At 71.2% G+C, this 25,058-nt stretch carries 20 protein-coding genes and 1 pseudogene; 13 read left to right on the forward strand and 8 right to left on the reverse strand.

The window, feature by feature from the left end:
- Positions 1-11 precede the first annotated feature (11 nt).
- Together CEB94_RS25470 and CEB94_RS25475 are read left to right on the forward strand one after the other, a co-directional pair.
- The gene (locus CEB94_RS25470) at positions 12-1,460 is read left to right on the forward strand and encodes an NAD(P)H-quinone dehydrogenase (RefSeq protein WP_175434409.1); all 1,449 of its coding nucleotides are present in this window, start codon (positions 12-14) and stop codon (positions 1,458-1,460) included.
- Between the two features lie 165 nt (positions 1,461-1,625).
- Complete coding sequence (locus tag CEB94_RS25475) at positions 1,626-2,612, forward strand: DeoR/GlpR family DNA-binding transcription regulator (protein WP_175434410.1); 987 nt, start codon at positions 1,626-1,628, stop codon at positions 2,610-2,612.
- 716 nt (positions 2,613-3,328) lie between these two features.
- Here the strand turns inward: CEB94_RS25475 and CEB94_RS25480 are convergent.
- Positions 3,329-5,101: an acetyl/propionyl/methylcrotonyl-CoA carboxylase subunit alpha gene (locus CEB94_RS25480; RefSeq protein WP_175434411.1), complete on the reverse strand. Its 1,773-nt coding sequence runs from the start codon at positions 5,099-5,101 to the stop codon at positions 3,329-3,331.
- Positions 5,102-5,437: 336 nt separating this feature from the next.
- On the opposite strand from CEB94_RS25480, the gene CEB94_RS25485 reads away from it, so the two are divergent.
- Positions 5,438-5,914: a hypothetical protein gene (locus tag CEB94_RS25485; RefSeq protein WP_175434412.1), complete on the forward strand. Its 477-nt coding sequence runs from the start codon at positions 5,438-5,440 to the stop codon at positions 5,912-5,914.
- On the opposite strand, the gene CEB94_RS25490 is transcribed toward CEB94_RS25485, so the two are convergent.
- The 4 genes from CEB94_RS25490 to CEB94_RS25500 form a co-directional block, all read right to left on the reverse strand.
- Positions 5,883-6,503, reverse strand: coding sequence for a Maf family protein (locus CEB94_RS25490; RefSeq protein ID WP_175434413.1), 621 nt, complete (start codon positions 6,501-6,503; stop codon positions 5,883-5,885). The two genes, CEB94_RS25485 and CEB94_RS25490, sit on opposite strands and share 32 nt — an antisense overlap.
- A gap of 33 nt (positions 6,504-6,536) precedes the next feature.
- The gene (gene mmpB / locus CEB94_RS41745; RefSeq protein ID WP_107308373.1) at positions 6,537-6,665 is read right to left on the reverse strand and encodes a morphogenic membrane protein MmpB; all 129 of its coding nucleotides are present in this window, start codon (positions 6,663-6,665) and stop codon (positions 6,537-6,539) included.
- A gap of 75 nt (positions 6,666-6,740) precedes the next feature.
- Positions 6,741-6,950 carry an acyl-CoA carboxylase epsilon subunit gene (locus tag CEB94_RS25495; RefSeq protein ID WP_031132777.1) on the reverse strand — a complete coding sequence of 70 codons (210 nt, stop codon included), beginning with the start codon at positions 6,948-6,950 and terminating at the stop codon, positions 6,741-6,743.
- A gap of 25 nt (positions 6,951-6,975) precedes the next feature.
- Positions 6,976-8,580, reverse strand: a complete 1,605-nt coding sequence (locus tag CEB94_RS25500) for an acyl-CoA carboxylase subunit beta (RefSeq protein WP_175434414.1) — start codon at positions 8,578-8,580, stop codon at positions 6,976-6,978.
- 110 nt (positions 8,581-8,690) lie between these two features.
- Here CEB94_RS25500 and CEB94_RS25505 point away from each other — a divergent pair.
- Positions 8,691-9,556, forward strand: a pseudogene (locus CEB94_RS25505) (biotin--[acetyl-CoA-carboxylase] ligase).
- A 325-nt stretch (positions 9,557-9,881) separates the two neighbouring features.
- The gene (locus CEB94_RS25510) at positions 9,882-10,988 is read left to right on the forward strand and encodes an adenylate/guanylate cyclase domain-containing protein (RefSeq protein WP_175434415.1); all 1,107 of its coding nucleotides are present in this window, start codon (positions 9,882-9,884) and stop codon (positions 10,986-10,988) included.
- An 18-nt stretch (positions 10,989-11,006) separates the two neighbouring features.
- Here CEB94_RS25510 and CEB94_RS25515 read toward each other — a convergent pair whose 3' ends face one another.
- A complete protein-coding gene (locus CEB94_RS25515; RefSeq protein WP_246111913.1) occupies positions 11,007-11,684 on the reverse strand; it encodes a hypothetical protein in 678 nt (225 codons plus the stop codon).
- Between the two features lie 230 nt (positions 11,685-11,914).
- Here CEB94_RS25515 and CEB94_RS25520 point away from each other — a divergent pair, with 230 nt between their 5' ends.
- The 3 genes from CEB94_RS25520 to hutH all read left to right on the forward strand — a co-directional run bounded on the left by CEB94_RS25520 (position 11,915) and on the right by hutH (position 15,587).
- Positions 11,915-12,715: an enoyl-CoA hydratase/isomerase family protein gene (locus tag CEB94_RS25520; protein ID WP_175434416.1), complete on the forward strand. Its 801-nt coding sequence runs from the start codon at positions 11,915-11,917 to the stop codon at positions 12,713-12,715.
- 87 nt (positions 12,716-12,802) lie between these two features.
- Positions 12,803-13,954 (forward strand): GGDEF domain-containing protein, encoded by a 1,152-nt coding sequence (locus tag CEB94_RS25525; RefSeq protein ID WP_175434417.1) that lies wholly within the window; start codon positions 12,803-12,805, stop codon positions 13,952-13,954.
- A 94-nt stretch (positions 13,955-14,048) separates the two neighbouring features.
- Complete coding sequence (gene hutH / locus CEB94_RS25530; RefSeq protein WP_175437149.1) at positions 14,049-15,587, forward strand: histidine ammonia-lyase; 1,539 nt, start codon at positions 14,049-14,051, stop codon at positions 15,585-15,587.
- Between the two features lie 46 nt (positions 15,588-15,633).
- On the opposite strand, the gene CEB94_RS25535 is transcribed toward hutH, so the two are convergent.
- The gene (locus tag CEB94_RS25535; protein WP_175434418.1) at positions 15,634-15,948 is read right to left on the reverse strand and encodes a hypothetical protein; all 315 of its coding nucleotides are present in this window, start codon (positions 15,946-15,948) and stop codon (positions 15,634-15,636) included.
- A 109-nt stretch (positions 15,949-16,057) separates the two neighbouring features.
- Here CEB94_RS25535 and CEB94_RS25540 point away from each other — a divergent pair, with 109 nt between their 5' ends.
- The 5 genes from CEB94_RS25540 to CEB94_RS25560 all read left to right on the forward strand — a co-directional run bounded on the left by CEB94_RS25540 (position 16,058) and on the right by CEB94_RS25560 (position 23,750).
- Positions 16,058-16,387 carry a hypothetical protein gene (locus tag CEB94_RS25540; protein WP_175434419.1) on the forward strand — a complete coding sequence of 110 codons (330 nt, stop codon included), beginning with the start codon at positions 16,058-16,060 and terminating at the stop codon, positions 16,385-16,387.
- Positions 16,388-16,662: 275 nt separating this feature from the next.
- Positions 16,663-17,913: a L,D-transpeptidase gene (locus CEB94_RS25545; RefSeq protein WP_175434420.1), complete on the forward strand. Its 1,251-nt coding sequence runs from the start codon at positions 16,663-16,665 to the stop codon at positions 17,911-17,913.
- A 135-nt stretch (positions 17,914-18,048) separates the two neighbouring features.
- Complete coding sequence (locus CEB94_RS25550) at positions 18,049-19,503, forward strand: ABC transporter permease (protein WP_175434421.1); 1,455 nt, start codon at positions 18,049-18,051, stop codon at positions 19,501-19,503.
- A 41-nt stretch (positions 19,504-19,544) separates the two neighbouring features.
- On the forward strand, positions 19,545-20,228 hold the full coding sequence (locus CEB94_RS25555) for an ABC transporter ATP-binding protein (protein WP_175434422.1): 684 nt from the start codon (positions 19,545-19,547) through the stop codon (positions 20,226-20,228).
- A gap of 267 nt (positions 20,229-20,495) precedes the next feature.
- Complete coding sequence (locus CEB94_RS25560) at positions 20,496-23,750, forward strand: S8 family peptidase (RefSeq protein WP_425472551.1); 3,255 nt, start codon at positions 20,496-20,498, stop codon at positions 23,748-23,750.
- Between the two features lie 269 nt (positions 23,751-24,019).
- Here CEB94_RS25560 and CEB94_RS25565 read toward each other — a convergent pair whose 3' ends face one another.
- A complete protein-coding gene (locus tag CEB94_RS25565; protein WP_175434423.1) occupies positions 24,020-24,934 on the reverse strand; it encodes a helix-turn-helix transcriptional regulator in 915 nt (304 codons plus the stop codon).
- Positions 24,935-25,058: the final 124 nt, after the last annotated feature.

Here is a 25,058-nt window from a genome sequence, read left to right on the forward strand (position 1 = left end):
GGTGCGGGACAATGGAGTACGTGACTCGGATCGTGATCATCGGTGGCGGACCCGGCGGATACGAAGCGGCGCTGGTGGCCGCTCAACTCGGCGCGGAGGTGACCGTCGTCGATTGCGACGGTCTGGGCGGGGCGTCGGTGCTCACCGACTGCGTGCCGTCGAAGACGTTGATCGCCACGGCTGAGGTGATGACCACCTTCGACTCCTCCTACGAGGAGCTGGGGATCATCGTCGCCGACGACACCCCGCCCATGGAGCAGGCCGCCCGGGTGGTGGGTGTCGACCTGGGCAAGGTCAACCGGCGTGTGAAGCGGCTCGCGCTCGCCCAGTCGCACGACATCACCGCCTCCGTGACGCGTGCCGGAGCGCGGGTCATGCGTGGGCGCGGGCGGCTGGAGGGCATGCAGGCGCTCGACGGGTCGCGCAAGGTCGTGGTGCGCACCGCCGACGGGAGCGAAGAGACCCTTACGGCTGACGCCGTGCTCATCGCCACCGGCGGGCACCCCCGTGAGCTGCCCGACGCCCTGCCGGACGGCGAGCGGATCCTGAACTGGACCCAGGTGTACGACCTCGACGAACTCCCCGAGGAGCTCATCGTGGTCGGGTCGGGTGTGACGGGCGCCGAGTTCGCCGGGGCCTACCAGGCGCTCGGGTCGCGGGTGACGCTCGTGTCGTCGCGCGATCGGGTGCTGCCGGGCGAGGACCCGGACGCGGCCGCCGTGCTGGAGGACGTCTTCCGGCGGCGCGGCATGAACGTCATGGGACGTTCCCGGGCGCAGTCCGCCAAACGGGTCGGGGACCGGGTCGAGGTGACCCTCGCCGACGGGCGCGTCATCACCGGCTCGCACTGCCTCATGGCCGTCGGAGCCGTGCCCAACAGCGCGGGCATGGGGCTGGAGGACGCCGGCGTCCGGCTGCGCGAGTCCGGCCACATCTGGACCGACAAGGTCTCGCGTACGACCGCTCCGGGCGTGTACGCGGCCGGTGACGTGACCGGCGTGTTCGCCCTCGCCTCCGTCGCCGCCATGCAGGGCCGCATCGCCATGTACCACTTCCTGGGCGACGCCGTGACCCCGCTGAACCTGAAGACGGTCTCGTCGAACGTCTTCACCGACCCGGAGATCGCCACCGTCGGCTACACGCAGGCCGATGTCGACGGCGGGAAGATCGACGCCCGGATGGTGAAGCTGCCGCTGCTGCGCAACCCGCGCGCCAAGATGCAGGGCATCCGCGACGGCTTCGTCAAGATCTTCTGCCGGCCGGGCACGGGCATCGTGGTGGGCGGTGTCGTCGTGGCGCCGCGCGCCTCGGAACTGATCCACCCCATCTCGATCGCGGTCGACAACAATCTGACAGTCGAACAGATCGCGAACGCCTTCACCGTCTACCCCTCCCTGTCGGGCTCGATCGCCGAGGTGGCACGGCAGTTGCACACCCGCAAGGAGAACGGCGAGGGCTGAGGCCGAAACCGACTCCTCGCTGGTCACGGGGAGTGTTCGACCATTCGTGCGGCATAGGCTGCGGGACTAGGCCTTATACCACTTCCCGCTGCTCGGTGCGAACATCTTCTGCTATTCAGCGCAAACTGCTGAAAGCAGACGGTCGCTGGCGTTACTGTCAGTTTCGTGTTCGCTGCAGAACGTCGCCAATTGATCCTCGAAATGGTGCGAGCGAACGGGGCCGTGTCGCTCCGTGAGCTCGCCCGCGTCGTCCAGACCTCCGAAGTGACCGTACGGCGGGACGTGCGCGCGCTGGAGGCAGAAGGACTCCTCGACCGCCGGCACGGCGGTGCGGTACTGCCGGGCGGTTTCACGCGGGAGTCCGGCTTTCCGCAGAAGTCTCATCTCGCGACCGCCGAGAAGACCGCCATCGCCGACCTCGCCGCGAACTTCGTGGAAGAGGGGGAGGCGATCGTGGTCGGGGCGGGTACGACGACCCAGGAGCTGGCCCGCCGGCTCGCCCGGGTGCCCGGGCTGACGGTTGTCACCAATTCCCTCCTCGTCGCCCAGGCGTTGGCGCATGCCAACCGGGTCGAGGTCGTGATGACCGGCGGTACGCTCCGCGGTTCGAACTACGCGTTGGTCGGCAGCGGGGCCGAGCAGTCCCTGCACGGGCTGCGGGTGTCGCGGGCGTTCCTGTCCGGGAGCGGGCTCACCGCCGAGCGCGGGCTGTCCACGTCCAACATGCTGTCGGCGTCCGTCGACCGGGCGCTGGTGCAGGCCGCGGCGGAGGTGGTCGTGCTCGCCGACCACACCAAGCTCGGCACCGACACCATGTTCCAGACCGTGCCGACGGATCTCATCACGCGCCTCGTCACGGACGAGCCGCCCGCCCACGACGACCGTGCGGCCACGGAACTCCAGGCGCTTGCCGACCAGGGCGTGCAGATCGCCGTGGCCGGGGGGCAAGGGGGTTCGGCCGGGTCGGGCGCGGGGGGCCCCGGGGGTGATGCCGTCCCGGCGCGTCAGCAGCGCCGGGATGTGCCACTGCCCGGGCCTCGGCGGCAGGTGCCGGGGGCTGGGGGGCAGTTGAGGTCTGCCTCGGCCTCGATGCTGGGGGAGCAGAGCCCCGGGGCGGAGCGGGCGCGGGTGGCGGACTTGCGGCGGCGGTAGAGGACCGGGGGTCCGGTTGCTGTCGCCTGCCAGGTGCTCGGCGTTGTCGCTGAGGCAGGGGCGTTCCGCAACCCGGCGGAGCGGGGTGCCGCTGCGCCCACCCGTGCCGCCCTTAGCGGCACGCATGCCCGCAGCGGGGGCGGCACGCATGCCCGCGGCTAGGGGCGGGCACGCAATGCCCTGCAGCTGGGGCGGGACGGGCGCCCGCGGCTGGGCGCGGCGGGTGACCCGCAGCCAGGCAGGCCGGGTGACCCGTGACTGTGGCGCGGCGGGCGACCGCAGTCAGGCGGGGCCGCATGACCCGCGCCCAGGCGGGGTCGGGTGGCCCGTGGCCAGGCGAGGTTGGGTGACCCGCGGCTGGGGCGCGGCGGGTGACCCGCAGCCAGGTAGGGCCGGGCGACTCGCAGCCAGGCGGGGCCGGGTGACCCGCAGCCAGCCGGAGCCGGGCGACCCCGAACTAGGCGGTGTCGGGCGACCGACTCGCGGCCAGGCGGGGGTGGGTGACCCGCGTGGCCGGGGGTCTGCGGCGCTCGGTGGGACGTGCCCGCAGCCGCGGACGGTGAGCAGGGGACGTGTCGGGGGGTGTCCGCCCGCAGCGGTTGGCGCGTCAGCGGACAGTCAGTCGGCGTCCGAGTCCATCGCGCCGTTCCGAGGACGGACACCCCCCGGCGCGGCCCCGACTCGGGGCCGCGCCGTAGGCGTTCGTCCCTCGGGGATCAGTCCTTGATCTCGCAGATCGCCGCGCCCGACGTCACCGACGCGCCGATCTCGGCCGACAGGCCCTTGATCGTGCCCGACCTGTGGGCGTTCAGGGGCTGCTCCATCTTCATGGCCTCAAGGACGACGACCAGGTCGCCCTCCTTGACCTCCTGGCCCTCCTCGACGGCGACCTTGACGATGGTGCCCTGCATCGGGGAGGCCAGGGTGTCGCCGGAGGCCACCGGGCCCGACTTCTTCGCCGCGCGGCGCTTCGGCTTGGCACCCGCCGCGAGACCCGTACGGGCCAGGGACATGCCCAGCGACGACGGCAGGGAGACCTCGAGGCGCTTGCCGCCGACCTCGACCACGACCGTCTCGCGGCCCGGGTCCTCGTCCGCGTCCACCTCGGCCGGCGCGGCGAACGGCTTGATCTCGTTGACGAACTCCGTCTCGATCCAGCGGGTGTGCACCGTGAACGGGTCGGACGAGTCCGTGAGCTCCGGCGCGAACGCCGGGTCCTTCACCACCGCACGGTGGAACGGGATCGCCGTCGCCATGCCCTCGACCTGGAACTCCTCCAGCGCGCGGGCGGCCCGCTGCAGCGCCTCCTTGCGCGTACGGCCGGTGACGATCAGCTTGGCCAGCAGGGAGTCCCACGCCGGGCCGATGACCGAGCCGGACTCCACACCCGCGTCCAGACGCACACCCGGGCCGGACGGCGGGGCGAACGTCGTGACCGTGCCGGGGGCGGGCAGGAAGTTGCGGCCCGGGTCCTCGCCGTTGATGCGGAACTCGAAGGAGTGGCCGCGCAGCTCCGGGTCGCCGTAGCCGAGCTCCTCGCCGTCGGCGATACGGAACATCTCGCGCACGAGGTCGATGCCGGCGACCTCCTCGGTGACCGGGTGCTCCACCTGGAGACGCGTGTTGACCTCCAGGAAGGAGATCGTGCCGTCGACACCGACGAGGAACTCGACCGTGCCGGCGCCGACGTAGCCGGCCTCCTTCAGGATCGCCTTGGAGGCGGAGTACAGCTCCTCCACCTGCGCCTCGGACAGGAAGGGCGCGGGGGCCTCCTCCACCAGCTTCTGGTGGCGGCGCTGCAGGGAGCAGTCACGGGTGGAGACGACGACCACGTTGCCGTGCTGGTCGGCCAGGCACTGGGTCTCCACGTGCCGCGGCTTGTCCAGGTACCGCTCGACGAAGCACTCGCCCCGGCCGAAGGCGGCGACGGCCTCACGGACCGCCGAGTCGTACAGCTCCGGCACCTCTTCGAGGGTGCGGGCGACCTTCAGACCACGACCGCCACCACCGAAAGCGGCCTTGATCGCGATCGGCAGGCCGTGCTCCTCGGCGAACGCGACGACCTCGTCGGCACCGGACACCGGGTCGGGCGTACCGGCCACCAGCGGGGCACCCGCGCGCTGCGCGATGTGCCGGGCGGCGACCTTGTCACCGAGGTCGCGGATCGCCTGCGGCGGCGGGCCGATCCAGATCAGGCCCGCGTCCAGGACCGCCTGCGCGAACTCGGCGTTCTCGGAGAGGAAGCCGTAACCGGGGTGGATCGCGTCCGCGCCCGACTCGCGGGCGGCCTTCAGCACCTTCTCGATGTCGAGGTAGCTGGTGCCCGGGGTGTCACCGCCCAGGGCGAACGCCTCATCCGCGGCGCGGACATGCAGAGCGTCCCGGTCCGGGTCGGCGTAGACGGCCACGCTCGCGATACCGGCATCCCGGCAGGCCCGGGCCACGCGGACAGCGATTTCGCCACGGTTGGCGATGAGCACCTTGCGCACGATTGAGGCTCCCTCCTTGAAACAAGCCGAGTTTAGGGACTGCCGACACGGCACTACGACCCGTCCCCAGTGGTGAGCTTGCCCACACGGAGCGTGATGTGTGGCCGCTCGACCCGCGAAATCCCTTGTCGCACCGCGGTACGCAGTACTCCTCCGGGAAACCCTAGCCCTCTCCTGTGGCCAAGGTCTCTGTCATCACGTGCTGCGGGCCACTCGGTTTCTTTGTGGAGTCCCTACGAATGGCCCAATGATTCTTTGCCCGCGGTCGAACCCTTGTCCCGCGGTTTACCGGTTAGTAGCGTTCGCGATGTCTCAAAGCGGAAGAGGGTGGGCCCGGTGATACGCAGGCCGGTGGCGTGGGTCGTGGCGGTGGTGCTGTTCGCCGAGGCGTTCGGCGTCGCGGTGCTCAACTGGTTCCTGGGGGTCGTCGTCGACCGGCAGGACATGTCGCTGGCCGGGCTGGACCCGCACATGATGTCGGTGTCGTCGAAGATCGGCGGGATCGCCTTCGGCCTCTACTTCGCCCTGTGCGGCCTGGTCGCCCTGCTCGTGGCGCTGCGGGACCGGCCCCCGGCGGGCTTCGGACGCGTACTGCTGATCAGCGCGGCGGTCGTGCACGGGGTGCTGGGCGCGTTCACCTGGGGCCTGGTCGGCTGGCCCGCGTTCCTGTTCATGGTGCTGGTCCTCGCCGCGATCGTGCTGCTGCTGATGACGTACGACCGCCCGGCGGAGCCCGCCGACGCCGCGCCCGGGGGCGGGAAGAGCGGCGAGGGGTCTCCGGTCACCTCTCCGCCGGCGCCCACAACTCCGTGATGCCCACGCCCAGTTCGGCCAGCAGCCGGCGGACCAGGGGCAGGCTGATGCCGATGACGTTGCCGTGGTCGCCGTCGATGCCGTCGATGAACGGGGCCGAGCGGCCGTCCAGCGTGAACGCCCCGGCGACGTAGAGGGGTTCGCCCGAGGCGACGTAGGCGGCGATCTCCTCGTCGGTGGGCTCGCCGAAGTGGACGACCGTGGACGCCGTGGCGGAGACGTAGCGGCCGGTGAGCGTGTCGTAGACGCAGTGGCCGGTCTGGAGGGTGCCGGCGCGGCCGCGCATCGACTTCCAGCGGGCGGTGGCCTCCTCGGCGTCCGCGGGCTTGCCGAGGGCCCGGCCGTCCAGGTCGAGCACCGAGTCGCAGCCGATCACGAGCGCGCCCTTGGCCTCCGGCCGGGCCGCTACGACGGAGGCCTTCGCCTCGGCGAGGGCGAGCGCCAGCTCGGCGGGGGTGGGGGCGGTGACGGCGTCCTCGTCGACGCCGCTCACGATGACCTCGGGGGCGAGGCCGGCCTGGCGGAGCAGTCCGAGCCGGGCGGGGGACTGGGAGGCGAGGACGAGTCGCCTGCGGCGCTGAGCAGTCATGCCCGTCAGGTTAGTCACCTTGGCGAGGCGGACTCACCTCACTCCGATCACGATCATCGCGAGCACCATCGCCAGGGCCAGGAGAACGCTCAGCCGCCGCAGCATGCCCTGCATGTCACGCAGCTCTTCGGGCGGTTCGTTCTCGGGGTCGGACCACAGCATGCCTTCCATGGTCGGGCCGGGGGTGGGCCGACGCCTGAGTACGCGTACTCAACTTGTCGGGCCCACCCCCACAGGTCACCCCGGCCAGTAGGTACGGCCCCACGCCGCCGGCCCCGGCTGGGGCAGGCGGTGGGCCGCGATGCGGGACGGGTCGGACCAGGAGTCGCGGGTGGCCGGCGCGCCGGGCGGCGTTGCCGCCGCCGCCGCGGCGCGCGCCCTGACCACCGCCAGGGCGGCGGCCAGCTCCTCCGGGGTCGGGTTGCCCCGTACGACCTTGATCGTCATGTGGGCCTCCTGGGCTCGCTGCGGGCTAGAGGGGGATGTTGCCGTGCTTCTTCGGAGGCAGGGATTCCCGCTTCGTACGCAGTTGACGCAGACCTCGTACGACGTGCCGGCGGGTGTCGGACGGCATGATCACGGCGTCGACGTAGCCGCGCTCGGCCGCGACGTAGGGGTTGAGGAGGGCGTCCTCGTACTCCTGGATCAGCCGGGCCCGGACCGCCTCGAGGTCCTCGCCGTTCGCCTCGGCCTCGGCGATGGTGCGGCGGTGCAGGATGTTGACCGCGCCCTGGGCGCCCATGACGGCGATCTGGGCGGTGGGCCAGGCGAGGTTGAGGTCGGCGCCCAGGTGCTTGGAGCCCATGACGTCGTAGGCGCCGCCGAAGGCCTTGCGGGTGATGATCGTGATGAGCGGGACGGTCGCCTCGGCGTAGGCGTAGATCAGCTTGGCGCCGCGCCGGATGATGCCGTCGTGCTCCTGGTCGACGCCGGGCAGGAAGCCGGGGACGTCGACGAACGTGATGACCGGGACGTTGAAGGCGTCGCAGGTCCGCACGAAGCGGGCGGCCTTCTCGCTGGCCTTGATGTCCAGGCACCCGGCGAACTGCATCGGCTGGTTGGCGACGATGCCGACCGGGCGGCCCTCGACCCGGCCGAAGCCGGTGACGATGTTCGGCGCGTACAGCGCCTGCGTCTCGAAGAACTCGGCGTCGTCCAGGACGTGCTCGATCACCGTGTGCATGTCGTACGGCTGGTTCGCGCTGTCCGGGACGATCGCGTCCAGCTCGCGGTCCTCGTCGCCGACCTCGAGGTCGGCCTCCTCCGGGAAGGCCGGCGCCTCGGAGAGGTTGTTGGACGGCAGGTACGACAGCAGCTGCTTGATGTACTCGATGGCGTCCTTCTCGTCGCCCGCCATGTGGTGGGCGACTCCGGAGGTCGCGTTGTGGGTCCTGGCGCCGCCCAGCTCCTCGAAGCCGACGTCCTCGCCGGTGACGGTCTTGATGACGTCGGGGCCGGTGATGAACATGTGCGAGGTCTGGTCGACCATGACCGTGAAGTCGGTGATGGCCGGGGAGTAGACCGCGCCGCCCGCGCACGGCCCGACGACCAGACTGATCTGCGGGATCACGCCGGAGGCGTGGGTGTTGCGGCGGAAGATCTCGCCGTAGGCGCCGAGGGAGGCGACGCCTTCCTGGATGCGGGCGCCGCCGGAGTCGTTGATGCCGATGACCGGGCAGCCGGTCTTCAGGGCGAAGTCCATGACCTTGACGATCTTCTGGCCGTAGACCTCGCCGAGGGCGCCGCCGAAGACGGTGAAGTCCTGGGAGAACACGGCGACCGGGCGGCCGTCGACGGTGCCGTACCCGGTGACGACCCCGTCGCCGTACGGGCGGTTCTTGTCGAGGCCGAAGTTGGTGGAGCGGTGCCGGGCGAATTCGTCGAGCTCGACGAAGGAGCCCTCGTCGAGCAGGAGCTCGATCCGCTCACGGGCCGTCAGCTTGCCTTTGGCGTGCTGCTTCTCGACGGCGCGTGCGGAGCCGGCGTGTGTCGCTTCCTCGATGCGTCGCTGCAGATCCGCGAGCTTGCCCGCGGTCGTGTGAATGTCGGGCTGCTGCTGCTCTTCCGGCTCGGACATCGGGATGCGGCTCCCTGCCTGCTCAAAAGGGGGGACGGTTACTCATCCGTAGACTAGTGGGGTGCCTCCGCATCGGCAGTGCGGCGTTTACCACACCTAGGGTGGCTTGCATGACGCCGCGAGATGCATCAGAGCCGAACGGAAGCCGTTGGTCGGACCTGGACCGCCCGCCCCTCAACGTCACCGCCCTGCGCCGGGGTCTGCTGGTGCGGGGAGGCCTGTGGTCGGAGGTGGACGTGGTGCAGCGCACCGGCTCCACCAACTCCGATCTGGTGGCCCGGGCGGCGAAGGGCGAGGCGATCGAGGGCGCGGTGCTGGTCGCCGAGGAGCAGACGGCCGGGCGCGGCCGCCTCGACCGCCAGTGGACGGCGCCGCCCCGCTCCGGCCTCTTCTTCTCCGTCCTGCTCACACCGGGCGAGGTGCCGGTGGCGCGGTGGGGGTGGCTGCCGCTGCTCACGGGGGTCGCGGTGGCGACGGGGCTGTCGCGGGCGGCGGGCGTGGACACGGCTCTGAAGTGGCCGAACGATCTGCTGGTCACGGTGGGGGGAGCGGAACGCAAGGCCGGCGGGATCCTGGCCGAGCGGGCCGGCGACGACGGGGTCGTCATCGGGGTCGGCATCAATGTCTCCCTCAAGGACGACGAGCTGCCCGTGCCGACGGCGGGTTCGCTGGGGCTGGCCGGGGCGGTGAGCACGGACCGGGACCCGCTGCTGCGGGGGTACTGCGCTCCCTGGAGGACTGGTACGGCAAGTGGCGCGCGGCCGAGGGCGACCCGGGCGTGTGCGGGTTGCAGGAGGCATATGCGGCCGGCTGCGCGACGCTCGGCCGGGTGGTCCGGGCGGAGCTGCCGGGGGACCGGGCGGTTGTGGGGGAAGCGGTGGCTGTGGACGGGGACGGGCGGCTGGTCCTGGCGACGGAGGAGGGGGTGCAGGAGCCGGTCGGGGCCGGGGACATCGTGCACCTGAGGCCGGCCTGAGCCGAGGCCGGGGCGTTCCGCGACGCGGCGGAGCGGGGTGCCACCCCAGCGGCACGACTGCCCGCAGCTGAGCGGGACAGCGGCCCGGCGCTGGGAGTGGGCCAGGTGTTTCCAGCCCGCCCGGCGATTGAGGACGAGGCCGTTCAGGCCGATCGGGGGTCCAGGGGGCGGAGCCCCCTGGGGGCAGCGGCACGAGACGCCGAGTTCCTGTACAACGCCGGGCACCTCACCCTCGGCCGAACCTAACGGAGTGAGCTGGCGCACACCTGCCGTAGAGTTGAGGCCGGTCGATACATGACCGTGACAGATCGGAAGGGCAACACGCGTGACCGTCGACGACTCGGGTTCCGGCGAGGACGCGCAGGGCGCCGACTCCGGCGAGGATCCGCTCGCCCTGCGCCTCGAAGGGCTCATCCTGGGCGCCGAGCGCCGCTACACCCCGTTTCAGGCGGCTCGCAGCGCCGGCGTCTCCATGGAGCTGGCCTCCCGCTTCTGGCGGGCCATGGGCTTCGCCGACATCGGCCAGGCCAAGGCCCTGACGGAGGCCGACGTGCTCGCACTGCGGCGCCTGGCCGGTCTCGTCGAGGCGGGGCTGCTGAGCGAGGCGATGGCCGTACAGGTGGCCAGGTCCACCGGGCAGACCACCGCGCGGCTCGCCGAGTGGCAGATCGACTCCTTCCTGGAGGGGCTGACCGAGCCGCCGGAGCCGGGCATGACGCGCACCGAGGTGACGTACCCGATCGTCGAGCTGCTCCTGCCCGAGCTGGAGGAGTTCCTGGTCTACGTCTGGCGCCGGCAGCTCGCCGCCTCGGCCGGACGGGTCGTGCAGGCGGCCGACGACGAGGAGATGGTCGACCGGCGGCTGGCCGTCGGCTTCGCCGACCTGGTCGGGTTCACGCGACTCACCCGCCGTATGGAGGAGGAGGAGCTCGGGGAGCTGGTCGAGGCCTTCGAGACCACGGCCGCCGACCTGGTGGCCGCGAACGGCGGGCGGCTGATCAAGACCCTCGGTGACGAGGTGCTCTATGCCGCCGACGACGCGGGCACGGCCGCCGAGATCGCCCTGCGGCTGATCGAGACCATGGCGCACGACGAGACGATGCCGGAGCTGCGCGTCGGCATGGCGTTCGGCACGGTGACCACCCGTATGGGTGATGTGTTCGGTACGACCGTGAACCTGGCCTCCCGGCTCACCTCGATAGCTCCGAAGGACGCCGTCCTCGTAGACACGGCCTTCGCCGAGGAGCTGATCCGTACGCGGGACGCCCCGGCCTCGGAGGCGGAGGCGGCCGACGAGGCCGCGGCGGCGGAGAAGGAGGGCGAGGAGCCCCCGGTGTACCGGTTCGGGCTGCAGCCGATGTGGCAGCGGCCGGTGCGTGGCCTGGGCGTCGTGGAGCCGTGGCTGCTCACGCGGCGGGCGGGCGCGCCGTAGCCGGTTGCCCCTGGGACGTCACCGGCGGTCGAGCGGCGAGTCCACACACAGGCCGATGACCGGCACGCACAGGCCGGGGTCGTGCGGCTTCTTCGGCTCGTCGGGCTTGGGTGCCGGGGCCGGTGCGGTCCGGCTCGGCGGTGCGGGCGGGGCCGGGGGCGTGGCGTTGCCATCCGAGGCCGTCGGCGCCGGGGCCGGGGCGTCCGGCGGGTTCGGGGTGCCGGGGATGGTCGTGGGCGCGGAGGCGGCGGCCGTGGAGGCCGCAGGGGTGCCGGTCGTGCCGGACGGGGACGGCGGCGCGCCCTTGGTGGCCGGTGACGGGGCGAGGCCGCCGAAGGCCGTGGGTGACGAGGGGCTCGGGTCGGGAGCCGACGGGAAGGTCGCGGCCGTGCCGGTGGCGTCGTCCGTGGCGGTGGTGACCGGGTCCGGGCGGGGCTCTGCCTCGACGGTGCCGGCGCCTGCGCTCGGACCGGAGGTCAGGCGCAGGAGGCTCAGGGCGCCCGCGGCCAGGGCGAGGCCGCCGGCGGCGAGCAGGACCTTGCGGGGACGGGGCTTGCGGTGGCGGCCCCGGACACGGGGGGCGAGGGGGCCGGATTCGGCCGGGGCCGGCTCGTGGGACACGGGCGGCTCATGCCGGTGGGGTGCCGTGGCGGCCCTGGTGTCCCCCTGCGGCCTCGTCGGCGTGTTCGTCGTCATCACGGTCCCTCCCCGAAACGGTCCCTCCCCGATGCACATGCGCCCCCTGCGCGCCGTGAGGGACGCACGCTATGCGCTGCCATGGGGCGGTTGGGCCGAGTTGGGGTGATGTCACTCGAACGGGTGGGCGGGGGGTGGTGGGAGAGGGACACGTCCGCCCTTTCGCGGGTGGGACGCTGCTGCGATGATGCGAGCGTCGACCTTGTTAACCCGCGTTAACCGGAGGGTGCATGAGTGAGGAACGGTTCGGGGAGTTCGTGCTGGTGCGGCGGCATGAGCAGGGGTATGTCGCGGAGCTCGTCCTCGACCGGCCCAAGGCCATGAACGCGGTGTCGACGCAGATGGCGCGCTCCATCGCCGGGGCGTGTTCAGCGCTGGGGGAGGACCGGGACGTGCGGGCGGTCGTGCTGACCTCGACGCATGAGCGGGCGTTCTGCGTCGGGGCCGATCTGAAGGAGCGGAACTCGTTCAGCGACGCGGATCTGCTGCGGCAGCGGCCGGTGACGCGGGGGGCGTACACCGGGGTGCTGGAGCTGCCGGTGCCGACGGTGGCGGCGGTGCACGGGTTCGCGCTCGGGGGCGGGTTCGAGCTGGCGCTGGCGTGTGACGTGATCGTGGCGGACCGGACGGCGGTGGTGGGGCTGCCGGAGGTCTCGGTCGGGGTGATCCCCGGGGGCGGGGGCACACAGTTGCTGCCGCGGCGGGTCGGGGCGGCCCGGGCGGCCGAGCTGATCTTCTCCGCGCGGCGGGTGGAGGCCGTGGAGGCGAGGGAGTTGGGGCTGGTCGATCAGCTGGTGGAGGAGGGACGGGACCGGGAGGAGGCGCTGGCGCTGGCGGGCCGGATCGCCGGGAACTCCCCGGTGGGGCTCCGGGCGGCGAAGCGGGCGTTGCGGCTCGGGCAGGGGCTGGATCTGCGGGCCGGGCTCGAAGTAGAGGACGCGGCGTGGCGGGCCACGGCGTTCTCGGGGGACCGGGCGGAGGGCGTCGCGGCGTTCAACGAGCGGCGCAAGCCGCAGTGGCCGGGCGAGTAGGGGCCGGAGCGGACCCGGGCCGAACCGGTCGTCCCCGTTCGCGTCGTAAACAGGTCAGAATGGCTGGAAACTCCCTAGCCTGGAGTGATGGGTGAGGACAGACGGCTGGCGGCCGTCGTCGCGTTGGCTCAGGGGATGGCGGCCGCGCACGGGTCGCGTGAGGCCTGGCGTGCCGCGGCCGCCGGGGCGTGCCGGGCGCTGGGTGGGAGTTTCGCCGCGCTGTCGGTGTGGGAGCGGGAGCTCGGGCGGCTGAGGGTCCTCGTGAACGTCGGTGAGTTGGCCGAGGGTGAGGAGGAGTTCCCGGAGGACGAGGCCTACCCGGTGCACCAGTTCGCGGAGATCACGGAGTTCCTGCACGAGCAGTGGGCCGGTGGCGGGGAGCCCGACGCGTGGGTGGAGACCGCCGAGGGGCCCGCCGCGGGGCGGCGGCCCGGGTACTGCCATCAGCGGGTCGCGGCCCTGCGCCGCCGGGGTCGCGGCTGCTGCGTGGTGGCGCCGATCGTGCTGCACGGCCGGGCCTGGGGCGAGCTGTATGTCGCCCGCCCGGCCGGTGAGGCCGTCTTCGGGCGGGGCGACGCCGACTTCGCCACCGTCCTCGCCTCCGTCGTGGCCGCCGGCATCGCCCAGACCGAGCGGCTGGAGGAGGCCCGGCGGCTCGCCTTCACCGACTCCCTCACCGGCCTCGCCAACCGCCGTGCCGTGGACGTACGCCTGGAGCGGGCGATCGAGCGGCACCGCAGGGACGGGGCCGTCGTCAGTCTCGTCGTCTGCGATCTGAACGGGCTCAAGCGGGTCAACGACACCCATGGGCACGCCGCCGGCGACCGGCTCCTGGAGCGGTTCGGGTCGGTGCTGTCGCTGTGCGGGGCCATGCTGCCGGGGGCGCTGGCGGCGCGGCTCGGCGGGGACGAGTTCTGTCTGCTCGCGGTCGGACCGCCCGCCGACCAGGTCGTCAAGGCGGCCGGTGAACTGTGCCGCAGAGCCGCCGAATTGGAGCTCGGGGACGGTGTGGCCTGCGGGGTCGCCTCCACCGGGGACCCGATCGGGCCCGTGCGCTCCGCCCGGCGGCTCTTCCGGCTCGCCGACGCCGCCCAGTACCGGGCCAAGGCCGAGCGGGCGAGCAGGCCGGTCGTGGCAGGCCGGGCCGGGCCGGACGACCCCGTCGTGCGGCTCGCGGACGAGCCGTCCCAGGAGGCCGGCGGTGAGCGCCGGCGATTCCGGGGCCGGCAGGCGCCCTGACCCGCCCGGGCGGTGTGACGTATTCGGTAAGGGGCGAACGCCGCCCCCAGTGGTGACATCATCGAATTCACTGCGTACGCTCCTGAATATGGATATGCACACTGTGGTGGTGGGGACGTCCGGGGTGAGCGCGTCCGACGTGCTCGCCGTGGCGCGCGGCGGCGCCCGCGTCCAGCTCTCCGAGGAGGCCGTGACCGCCCTCGCCGCGGCCCGCGAGATCGTGGACGCGCTGGCGGCCAAGCCGGACCCCGTGTACGGCGTGAGCACCGGCTTCGGTGCCCTGGCGACCCGGCACATCAGCCCGGAGCTGCGCGCCCAGCTCCAGCGCAACATCGTCCGCTCGCACGCCGCCGGGATGGGCCCGGCCGTGGAGCGGGAAGTCGTCCGCGCCCTGATGTTCCTGCGGCTGAAGACCGTCTGCTCCGGGCACACCGGCGTACGCCCCGAGGTCGCGCAGACCATGGCCGACCTCCTCAACGCCCAGATCACCCCGGTCGTGCACGAGTACGGCTCCCTCGGCTGCTCCGGCGACCTCGCGCCGCTGTCCCACTGCGCGCTGGCCCTCATGGGCGAGGGGGACGCCGAGGGCCCCGACGGTGTCGTACGCCCGGCCGCCGAACTCCTCGCCGCGCACGGCATCCAGCCGGTCGAACTGCGCGAGAAGGAAGGCCTCGCCCTCCTCAACGGCACCGACGGCATGCTCGGCATGCTGGTGATGGCCCTGGCCGACCTGGACACGCTCTACCGGTCCGCCGACGTCACCGCCGCCCTGTCCCTGGAGGCCCTGCTCGGCACCGACTGGGTTCTCGCCCCCGAACTGCACGCCATCCGCCCACACCCGGGGCAGGCCGCCAGCGCCGCCAACATGCTGGCCGTGCTGAAGGGCTCGGGCCTGACCGGGCACCACCAGGACGACGCCCCGCGCGTCCAGGACGCCTACTCGGTGCGCTGCGCCCCGCAGGTGGCCGGCGCCGGGCGGGACACCATGGCCCACGCCCGGCTGGTCGCCGACCGCGAGCTGGCGTCCGCCGTGGACAACCCGGTCGTCCTGCCCGACGGGCGCGTGGAGTCCAACGGCAACTTCCACGGGGCGCCCGTCGCGTACGTCCTGGACTTCCTCGCCATCGCCGCCGCCGACCTCGCCTCCATCGCCGAGCGGCGCACCGACCGGCTGCTCGACAAGAACCGCAGCCACGGCCTGCCGCCGTTCCTCGCCGACGACCCCGGTGTGGACTCGGGCCTGATGATCGCTCAGTACACGCAGGCCGCGCTGGTGAGCGAGCTGAAGCGGCTCGCCGTGCCGGCGTCGGCCGATTCGATCCCGTCCTCCGCCATGCAGGAGGACCACGTCTCGATGGGCTGGTCGGCGGCGCGCAAACTGCGCACGGCCGTCGACAACCTCACCCGTGTGATCGCCATCGAGCTCTACGCCGCCACGCGCGCCGTCGAGTTGCGCGAGGGACTGGCCCCGGCGCCCGCGTCGCGGGCGGTCATCGACGCCGTACGGGAGGCGGGAGTCCAGGGACCCGGAGCGGACCGGTTCCTCGCGCCCGACCTCGCCGCGGCGGACGCGTTCGTGCGCGACGGGCGGCTGCTGGCCGCGGTCGAGAAGGTCACCGGGCCGCTCCAGTAGGGCGGCAGGGGCCCTGTCGTCCGGCGGGGCCCCGCATCAACGGCCGTCAGAAACCGAGGCGTTCCCGGCGCACCGAGTACACGACGAACCCGGCGCCCAGCGTGAGGCAGAAGGTCCCGCCGATCACGTACGGCGTGCTGTCGAAGCTGCCGGTGTCGGCGAGACGGGTCCCGGTGACGGAGGCGTCCGCGGTCGTGGCCGCGATCCGCGCCTGCTCCGTGACCTGCGGCGACGGACTCGCCGAGACCGCGTCTCTCACCGGGGAGTCCGACGACGCGTTCGCGGACGGAACGAACCACAGGGCGCCCAGCAGGGACGCCGCGGCGGTGGCGGTCAGCAACGGACGGCGAGCGGATGACACGGAATATCGATCCCCTTGTGGCGCTGGTGAATTGGCCGTGTGGGGCGATGTTAGTGAAAGTCGCGGGTCACAGGAAAGTCACGGGAGGGCCTGGACGTACGCTCCCGCCATGAGCACTCCAGAGACATCACGTTTTGTACGGCTTCGGGTGGAACTCGTCCTCGAGGTCGACGACGCGGACGCGGTCACCAAGTCCGCACTGCGCCGGATCGCCGACGAGGCCGAGACGCCGGCGGCGGAACGGGCGCACGCCGAGGGCGCTGTGACGGAAGACACCGCGGAGGCCCTCGCCTACCTCGTGGACCCGTTCGACCTGGTCAGCCAGGTGCCGGGGGTGGAGCTCCAGCAGGCCTCCTGGAGCAGTGAGCGGATCGACTACGACCCCGATTCGCCGGAGTGGGACCTCGACGAGGATGATGGCGACGACAGCGACGGCTGAGCTGCTCGGGAAACTCGTGACCCCGGGCGGCAACCGCCGCCCGGGGTCTTGGCGTCTCAAGCGGCGCACCGACCGCACCCGTATCGACCGGCCCCGTCCGTCACGGACGTGGTGATCCCCACACCTGCGCGACCTGGGGAACCGGACGAACCGGTCGTAGCGTTGAAAGTTCCGGACGAGGACTCACGGGTCCCGACGGGGGCACTCAGTGGTGACGGGGACAGACGGGGACACTCGGGGTTTTGGGGAAATCGGCAACGATGGAGAAGCGTGTGATGACGGTCAGTAAGCGGCGCAAGGGCCTGACGGTCGCGTCCGCACTGCTCGGCGGAGTGCTGATGCTCTCGGCGTGTTCAGGAGGCGACGACAGCGCCTCCGGGAGCGACGGAGGCGACAGCTCCCAGTCGAAGGTCGACGAGGCCGCGGCGAAGAAGGCCTCCGAGGCCCAGATCAAGATCACACCCGAGGACGGCTCCGACAACGCCTCCATCAACAACTCCGCCGCCGTCACCGTGAGCAAGGGCACGCTCACGAACGTGAAGATGACGACGTCGGAGGGCACCGAGGTCAGCGGCCAGATATCCGCCGACAAGACCAGCTGGAAGCCCACCACCCAGCTGGAGCGGTCCACCACCTACAAGCTGTCGGCCGAGGCGAAGGACTCCGACGGTCGCGTCGCCCACGAGAACGCCTCGTTCACCACGGTCTCCCCGGCCAACAGCTTCATCGGCAACTTCACCCCGGACGACGGCACCACCGTGGGCGTCGGCATGCCGGTCTCGATCAACTTCGACAAGGCGATCACCAACAAGGCGGCCGTCCAGAAGGGCATCAAGGTCAGCACGACCGGCGGCCAGGAGGTCGCCTGCCACTGGTTCAACGCCAACCGCATGGACTGCCGCCCCGAGGACTACTGGAAGGAAGGCTCCACCGTCACGCTGAAGCTCGCGCTCGACGGTGTCGAGGGAGCCAAGGGCGTCTTCGGCGTCCAGCAGAAGACGGTCACCTTCAAGATCGGCCGCAACCAGGTCTCGTACGTCGACGCGAAGACCAAGCAGATGAAGATCACGCAGGACGGCAAGGTCGTCCGCACGATCCCGATCTCCGCCGGCTCGCCCGAGAACAAGACCTACGAGGGCATCATGGTGATGTCCGAGAAGTTCAAGGAGACGCGCATGAACGGCGCGACCGTGGGCTTCACGGACGACGACGGCAAGGGCGAGTACGACATCAAGGACGTGCCGCACGCCATCCGCCTCTCCAGCTCCGGCACGTTCATCCACGGCAACTACTGGGGCGCGAAGTCCATCTTCGGCAGCGTGAACACCAGCCACGGCTGCGTCGGCCTGCAGGACGCCAAGGGTGCCAACGACCCGAACACGCCGGGCGCGTGGTTCTACAACAACTCGATGATCGGTGACGTCGTGGTCGTCGAGAACACCGGCGACAAGACCATCGCGCCGGACAACGGCCTCAACGGCTGGAACATGAGCTGGGCCGACTGGAAGGCCGGCTCGGAGCTCTGACGGTCAGCTCGGCCGCACTGAGGAAAGGCCGCCGCCCACCCCGGACCAGGGGTGGGCGGCGGCCTTTCCTCTCTTCTCATCCAGCTCTTATGCGCGGCTCAAGCCCTCATCACAGACGGTCCTTAGCTTGCCGCCATGTTCTTCACCTACCTGAGGCGCGAGTTGCGCCGCCGCAGAAAAGCGGCCCTCGTCGTCGCCTCCGGACTCGCGCTGGGCATCGCGCTGGTCATCGTCGTCACGTCCGTGTCCGCCGGCATGGGCAGGGCGCAGGACAAGGTCCTCCAGTCGCTGTACGGACTGGGCACGGACATGACCGTCACCAAGGCGGCGGCACCGGCCGGGAGCGGCTCCGAGCGGCCGCGCTTCCGCTTCGACGCCCAGGACGACGGCTCGGGCGGTGAGCAGAGCAGCGACCGAGTCATGGTGCAGGGCTTCCAGACGCTGGCGGGTTCGACCGTGGGCAAGGTCGACGCGCAAAGCGGCGTCGCGGACGCGGTGGGCGGGCTGAGCCTCCAGGTCGTCAAGGTCAGCGGCGCGTTCACGCGGGGCCGGTTCGAGCAGCGTGAGGGCGGCGGCGGACAGCCCGGCGGCCGGGGCGGGGCCCAGCCCTCCCCGCAGGGCCGTGTCGAGGGCGGCGGCGCCGACTTCGACGTCAACAACTACTCCGTCTACGGCACCGACGTCACCAAACCGGCCCTCGGCCCGCTGACCTCCTCGAAGATCACCAGCGGCCGTACGTTCACGACGAGCGAGGCGGACGCGAAGGTCGCCGTGGCGGACTCGGCGTACGCCAAGGAGAAGAAGCTCAAGGCCGGCTCCACGGTCACCGTCAAGAGCACCGAGTTCACGGTGGTCGGCATCGCCACGGCCGACAGCGGGGACGCGGCCGCCGACCTCTACATCCCGCTGAAGCGGGCGCAGACGCTGGCCGACGCCAAGGACAAGGTCACCACGATCTACGTCAAGGCCACCGACTCCCAGCGGATCGGCGGCGTCAAGTCCCAGATCCGGAAGAACGTCCCGGGCACGACGGTCACCACCTCCGCGGACCTCGCCGACACCGTCTCCGGTTCCCTGTCCACGGCCTCCTCCCTCGCCGCGAGCGTCGGAACGTGGCTGTCGATCGTGGTCCTCGTGGCCGCGTTCCTGGTGGCGGGCCTGCTGACGTCCTCGGCGGTCTCCCGCCGGGTACGCGAATTCGGCACGCTCAAGGCACTGGGCTGGAAGTCGGGCCGGGTGACGCGGCAGGTGGTCGGAGAGGCGGTGGTCAACGGCCTGGTGGGCGGGGCGCTGGGGATCGCGCTGGGGCTGGCGGGGGCGTATGCCGTGACCGCCGTGAGTCCCACGCTGCAGGCGCAGTTGGGCGGGGCAGGCGGGGCCGGTGGCGGCGGCTTCGGGGGCTTCAGGGGCGGCCCGGGCCGTGCGGCGGCGGCCAGGACCCTCGATGTCGCCCTCACCGCCCCGGTCAGCCTGACGACCATCGCCCTCGCGGTCGCCCTGGCCGTGGCGGGCGGGCTGACCGCCGGTGCGTTCGGCGGCTGGCGGGCCTCCAGGCTCCGCCCGGCGGACGCCCTGCGCCGAGTCGAGTAGCGGGCACAGCCCTCACCCACAGACGATTCCAGGAGCCCCACATGTACGAACTCAGAGCCGTGACCAAGCACTACACCCGGTCCAAAGACACCGTCCACGCCCTCGACGGCATAGACCTGACCATCCCCGACGGCGACCGACTGGTCATCCAGGGCCCCACGGGCGGCGGCAAATCCACCCTGCTCCAGATGCTCGGCGGACTGGACCGCCCGACCTCGGGCGAAATCGTCCTGGACGGCACCGACCTCGCCGCACTGCCGGAGGCGCGACTGACCCGCGTAAGAAGCGAAAGCATCGGTTTCGTCTTCCAGTCCTTCAACCTCATCCCGACGCTCACCGCGCAGGAAAACGTGGAGACCGCCCTCGTCCCCCTCGGCGTGAAGCCGAGACAGCGCCGCGAACAGGCCGCCGAGGCACTGAAATCGGTCGGTCTCGGCGAGCGCCTCGCGCATCTGCCCGGCGAGATGTCCGGCGGTCAGCAGCAGCGCGTCGCCATCGCCCGGGCCCTGGTGAAACAGCCGAAGGTGCTCCTCGCAGACGAACCCACCGGCAACCTCGACGAGTCGATGCGCGACGAGATCATGGACGTACTGATCCGCATGTGGAAAGAGCTCGGCCTCACTTTCGTGATGGTCACCCACGACTCGGCCCTCGCGGACAAAGCCCCGCGCGTGGCGACCATCCGCAAGGGCCGGATCACCGTCAGGGAGAACACGCGTGCGTAACCGCCCGGCCCTGTAACGGAGTTCCTGCGGCCGTGTAACAGCCGGCCGACGGATTTCTTACCTTGTTCTCATCTATTGAGCACCTGATCACCCCTCGGCATACTGCGTATTCCGGGGGGCGTACGGGCACGTGTACGAGACCACCCCCGGCCGGGTGAACGGGGAATTCACCCGGTTCTTCTGCAAGGGGGAAACTTGCGCAGACACGTGAAAAGGGCGTGCGCGGCCACGGTCGCCACAGCGGCGGCCGTGGCCCTGGCGGCGGGTATGACCAGCCCGGCGTCGGCCGACGGCGAGCGGGCGGCAGCGGCCGCCAAGCCGGCGTCCCAGACCGCCAAGCACCGCATCACACTGATCACCGGCGACCGCGTCGTCCTGGACGCCAAGGGCCGTGTCATCGGCCTGGAGCACGCCAAGGGCCGTGAGAACGTGCCCGTCCAGGTCCGCAAGGTCGACGGCCACACTCTCGTCATCCCGGCCGACGCGGCCCGTCTGGTCGCCACCGGCAAGCTCGACCAGCGGCTCTTCGACGTCACCGAGCTCAACAAGTCCACGACCCGCAAGGCCCAGAAGAAGGGCCTGAAGGTCATCGTCGGCTACCAGGGCGGCGCCGCGGCGACCAAGGCCGACGTCCGCGACGCCGGCACCCTGCGCCACGCGCTGAAGTCCGTGAACGCGGACGCGGTGCAGACTCCGCAGAAGGACACGCCCGAGCTCTGGGACGCGGTCACCAACGGCGAGAAGACCGCCTCCGGTATCGCGCACGTCTGGCTCGACGGCGTCCGCAAGGCCAGCCTCGACAAGTCCGTCCCGCAGATCGGCACCCCCAAGGCGTGGGCGGCCGGCTACGACGGCAAGGGCGTCAGGATCGCCGTCCTGGACACCGGTGTCGACGCCACCCACGACGACCTCAAGGGTCAGGTGGTGGGCGCCAAGAACTTCACCACCTCGCCCGACGCCACCGACAAGGTCGGCCACGGCACCCACGTCGCGTCCATCGCGGCCGGCACCGGCAAGAAGTCCGGCGGCAAGTACAAGGGTGTCGCGCCCGGCGCGAAGATCCTCAACGGCAAGGTCCTCGACGACGGCGGATTCGGCAGCGACTCCGAGATCCTCGCCGGCATGGAGTGGGCCGTCGCCGAGGGCGCCGACGTCATCAACATGAGCCTGGGCGGCGGCGACACGCCCGCGATCGACCCGCTGGAAGCGGCGGTGAACAAGCTGTCCGACGAGAAGGGCGTCCTGTTCGCCATCGCGGCCGGCAACGAGGGCGACTTCGGTGAGCAGACCGTCGGCTCTCCGGGCAGCGCCGCCGCGGCCCTGACCGTCGGCGCGGTCGACGACAAGGACAAGCTGGCCGACTTCTCCAGCCGCGGCCCCGGCATGGACGGTGCCCTCAAGCCGGACGTGACCGCGCCCGGCGTGGACATCACCGCGGCCTCAGCCCCGGGCAACGCGATAGCCGGGGAGGTCGGCGAGAAGCCGGCCGGCTACATGACGATCTCCGGTACGTCGATGGCGACGCCGCATGTCGCGGGCGCGGCGGCGATCCTCAAGCAGCAGCACCCGCAGTGGAAGTACGCCGAGTTGAAGGGCGCCCTCACCGGCTCCACCAAGGGCGGCAAGTACACCCCGTTCGAGCAGGGTTCGGGCCGGATCCAGGTCGACAAGGCCATCAAGCAGTCCGTGATCGCCGAGCCGGCCTCGGTCGGCTTCGGGGTGCAGCAGTGGCCGCACACCGACGACAAGCCGGTCACCAAGGAGCTGACGTACCGCAACCTCGGTACGAAGGACGTCACGCTGAAGCTGGCGTCGACGGCCACCAACCCGAAGGGCCAGGCCGTCCCGGCCGGCTTCTTCAAGCTCGGCGCCACCTCGGTGACGGTCCCGGCCGGCGGCAAGGCCTCCGTGCCGTTCACCGTCAACACCAAGCTGGGCGGCACCGTCGACGGCGCCTACTCGGCGTACGTGACGGCGACGGGCGGCGGCCAGACCGTCCGCACGGCGGCGGCGGTGCAGCGCGAGGTCGAGTCGTATGACGTGACGCTGAAGTTCCTCGACCGCGACGGCAAGGCGGCGAAGAACTACAGCGCCGACCTGACCGGCATCGCGGGCCTGGGCAAGGGCAAGGGGGCCATGCCGTACGACGAGGACGGCACCGTCACCACTCGTCTCCCCAAGGGCGCCTACGTCCTCAACACGAACATCTATGCGGGCGACGACCCGGAGAAGTTCGAGGGCGTCGACTGGCTCGCCCAGCCCAAGCTGAACCTCAGCAAGAACACGACGATCACGCTGGACGCCCGCAAGGCCAAGCCGGTGGACATCACCGTCCCGGCCGCAGGCGCCAAGTCGGAGTTCGCCTCGGCCGACTACACCGTGGAGGCCGGTGACAGCAGCTACGGCTTCGGCTGGTGGCTGGACTCCTACGACAAGTTCCGCAGCGCCCACGTCGGCCCGCAGATCACCGACGGTTCGGTGACCCAGCAGTGGGACGGCCACTGGTCCAAGGGCGCCAAGGAGGAGTACAACGTCATCGCCGGCGGCCCGGTCAAGCAGCTCGCCACCGGCTTCACCAAGCACTACAAGGCGAGCGAGCTCGCCACGGTGAAGGCCGGCCTCGGTGGTCCCGCGAGCGGCAAGAAGGGCTCGATCAACGCGGTGGGCTGGATGCCGTGGAGCACCGGCGCCTCCTCGATCGGCATCCAGCAGACCCTGCCCGGCACGCGCACGCTCCACCTGTCCGCCCAGGGCGGCGTGCAGTGGCAGCTCGAGTTCGCGCAGACCGGCGGTGTGGACGCGGACGGCTTCCCGGTCGAAGAGGCCGCCTACGCAATGGGCACGCACAAGTTCGCCGCCGGCAAGAGCTACTCGAAGACCGTCAACACGGCTGTCTTCGGCCCGCGCCTGAGCGGTGACTTCGGTGTCTTCCGTGAGGGCAACGAGATCTACGGTTCCCTGCCGCTGTTCGCCGACGGCAAGGGCAACGTGGGCTACTCGAAGTTCTCCGCGGTCGACACGACCCTGTACCGCAACGGCACCAAGGTCGGCAGCAACGACGACCCGCTGTTCGGCGACAAGCAGTTCAAGGTCCCGGCCGGTGACGCCGCGTACAAGCTGACGACGTCGGTCAAGCGCAGCGTCAAGGTCGCGGCGGCTTCCACCCGCATCGACGCCAGCTGGACGTTCCGCTCGAAGAAGACCAACGACATCACGAAGCTGCCCGCCTCCACGGCCCGCTTCCACGCGGTCACCGGCCTGGACAGCAAGGTCCCGGCCGGCAAGACCGTCAAGGTCCCGGTCACCGTCGAGGGCGCGGCCAAGGGCGGCAACCTGAAGTCGCTGTCGGTGTACGCGTCGTACGACTACGGCAAGACCTGGAAGAAGCTCACTGTCAAGGACGGCAAGGTGAGCGTCAAGAACCCGGCGAAGGGGAAGGCCATCTCCTTCCACGCCAAGATCGCCGACAAGAAGGGCAACAAGTCGACGATCTCGATCTACAACGCGTACTACGGCAAGTAAGCGGTAGCGCAAGCGCGTTGACGGCCCGTCGGGAGCTTCGGCTTCCGGCGGGCCCACCGCATCAGTAGGGTCCTCGACCGCCGCAGTCGCGCAGGGCGCGCTGCTGGAGCTGAAGGAGGCCGAGCCGCGGCTGTCCGCGATGCGGAGGCTGATGCGGGAGGACCTCGGCATCGTCGACTGAGGCCGGGGGGCCTACGCGCAGGCGGCTGAGGTGGGGCCGGCTGAGGCGCAGGCCGCTGAGGTGGGGGCGACTGAGGTGCGGGTGGCTGTCACTCCGACGGTGTCGAAGCCTTGGTACCCGAGCGGGTCGCGTCCGCCCCCCAGCTCGCCAGCAGCCGCAACGCCTCGGCCGACGGCGTGCCCGGTTCCGCGTGGAACGTGATCAGGGACTGCTCGCCGTCGTCGACCAGACGGAACGTCTCGAAGGAGAGAGTCAGCTCGCCGACCAGAGGGTGACGCACGCGCTTGACGCCGTAGCTCTTCTCCTTGACGTCATGGGCGGCCCAGAGGCGGCGGAAGTCCTCGCTCTTCACCGAGAGCTCACCCACCAGGGCCGACAGCCGCGGGTCGTCCGGGTGACAGCCCGCGTCCATGCGCAGGTAGCCGACGATGTCGGACGCCTTCTGGTCCCACTCCACGAACAGCTCGCGGTACTCGGGCCTGAGGAACACCATCCGCGCCCAGTTCCGCTCCGGCGCCGGGAGCTCGGCCCAGTCACCGAAGAGGGCCGCGGCCATCCGGTTCCAGGCCAGGATGTCCGAGCGGCGCCCGACGATGTACGCGGGGACGCTTTCGATCGAGGCCAGCAGATGCCGCAGCGCCGGCCGCACCTGCTGGCTGCGCGCCATCGGCTTCTTCTTGTGCTGCTTCGGCTTCGCCAGATGCATCAGGTGCGCGTGCTCGGCGTCGCTCAGCCGCAGGGCGCGCGCGATCGCGTCCAGCACCTCCGCCGAGACGTTGTTCCCGTTGCCCTGCTCCAGCCGCGTGTAGTACGCCACGGACACCCCGGCCAGCTGCGCGAGCTCCTCGCGGCGCAGCCCGGGAACCCGCCGGCGCCCGAAGTCGGGCAGTCCCACGTCCTCCGGCTTCAGCCGGGCACGCCGTGTGCGCAGGAACTCACTGAGATCAGCGCGCCGGTCCAGGCCGCCACCGGCCGTCTGTGCGGGTTCGGGCTGTTCGTCCATGCGGTCCAGTATTCACGGTCGTACGCATACAAGCCTGACCCCGCCAGTGGTACGCACCGTGTGCGTACGCAAAACCGTGGTCTGGGTGAGCGCTCGTGGATCGGGCACCCTGGTGGTCGTGCCC

Origin of the sequence: Streptomyces hawaiiensis (assembly GCF_004803895.1) — a bacterium.
GTDB classification, from domain to species: Bacteria; Actinomycetota; Actinomycetes; order Streptomycetales; family Streptomycetaceae; genus Streptomyces; species Streptomyces hawaiiensis.

Coding starts and splice junctions, on each gene's coding strand:
- CEB94_RS25500 (WP_175434414.1), bottom strand. CDS start 8,580: ATGTCCGAGCCGGAAGAGCAGCAGCAGCCCGACATTCACACGACCGCG.
- CEB94_RS25525 (WP_175434417.1), top strand. CDS start 12,803: ATGGGTGAGGACAGACGGCTGGCGGCCGTCGTCGCGTTGGCTCAGGGG.
- CEB94_RS25550 (WP_175434421.1), top strand. CDS start 18,049: ATGTTCTTCACCTACCTGAGGCGCGAGTTGCGCCGCCGCAGAAAAGCG.
- CEB94_RS25520 (WP_175434416.1), top strand. CDS start 11,915: ATGAGTGAGGAACGGTTCGGGGAGTTCGTGCTGGTGCGGCGGCATGAG.
- CEB94_RS25470 (WP_175434409.1), top strand. CDS start 12: ATGGAGTACGTGACTCGGATCGTGATCATCGGTGGCGGACCCGGCGGA.
- CEB94_RS25490 (WP_175434413.1), bottom strand. CDS start 6,503: ATGACTGCTCAGCGCCGCAGGCGACTCGTCCTCGCCTCCCAGTCCCCC.
- hutH (WP_175437149.1), top strand. CDS start 14,049: ATGCACACTGTGGTGGTGGGGACGTCCGGGGTGAGCGCGTCCGACGTG.
- CEB94_RS25540 (WP_175434419.1), top strand. CDS start 16,058: ATGAGCACTCCAGAGACATCACGTTTTGTACGGCTTCGGGTGGAACTC.
- mmpB (WP_107308373.1), bottom strand. CDS start 6,665: ATGCTGTGGTCCGACCCCGAGAACGAACCGCCCGAAGAGCTGCGTGAC.
- CEB94_RS25545 (WP_175434420.1), top strand. CDS start 16,663: ATGACGGTCAGTAAGCGGCGCAAGGGCCTGACGGTCGCGTCCGCACTG.
- CEB94_RS25515 (WP_246111913.1), bottom strand. CDS start 11,684: ATGACGACGAACACGCCGACGAGGCCGCAGGGGGACACCAGGGCCGCC.
- CEB94_RS25560 (WP_425472551.1), top strand. CDS start 20,496: ATGACCAGCCCGGCGTCGGCCGACGGCGAGCGGGCGGCAGCGGCCGCC.
- CEB94_RS25565 (WP_175434423.1), bottom strand. CDS start 24,934: ATGGACGAACAGCCCGAACCCGCACAGACGGCCGGTGGCGGCCTGGAC.
- CEB94_RS25555 (WP_175434422.1), top strand. CDS start 19,545: ATGTACGAACTCAGAGCCGTGACCAAGCACTACACCCGGTCCAAAGAC.
- CEB94_RS25495 (WP_031132777.1), bottom strand. CDS start 6,950: ATGACGATCAAGGTCGTACGGGGCAACCCGACCCCGGAGGAGCTGGCC.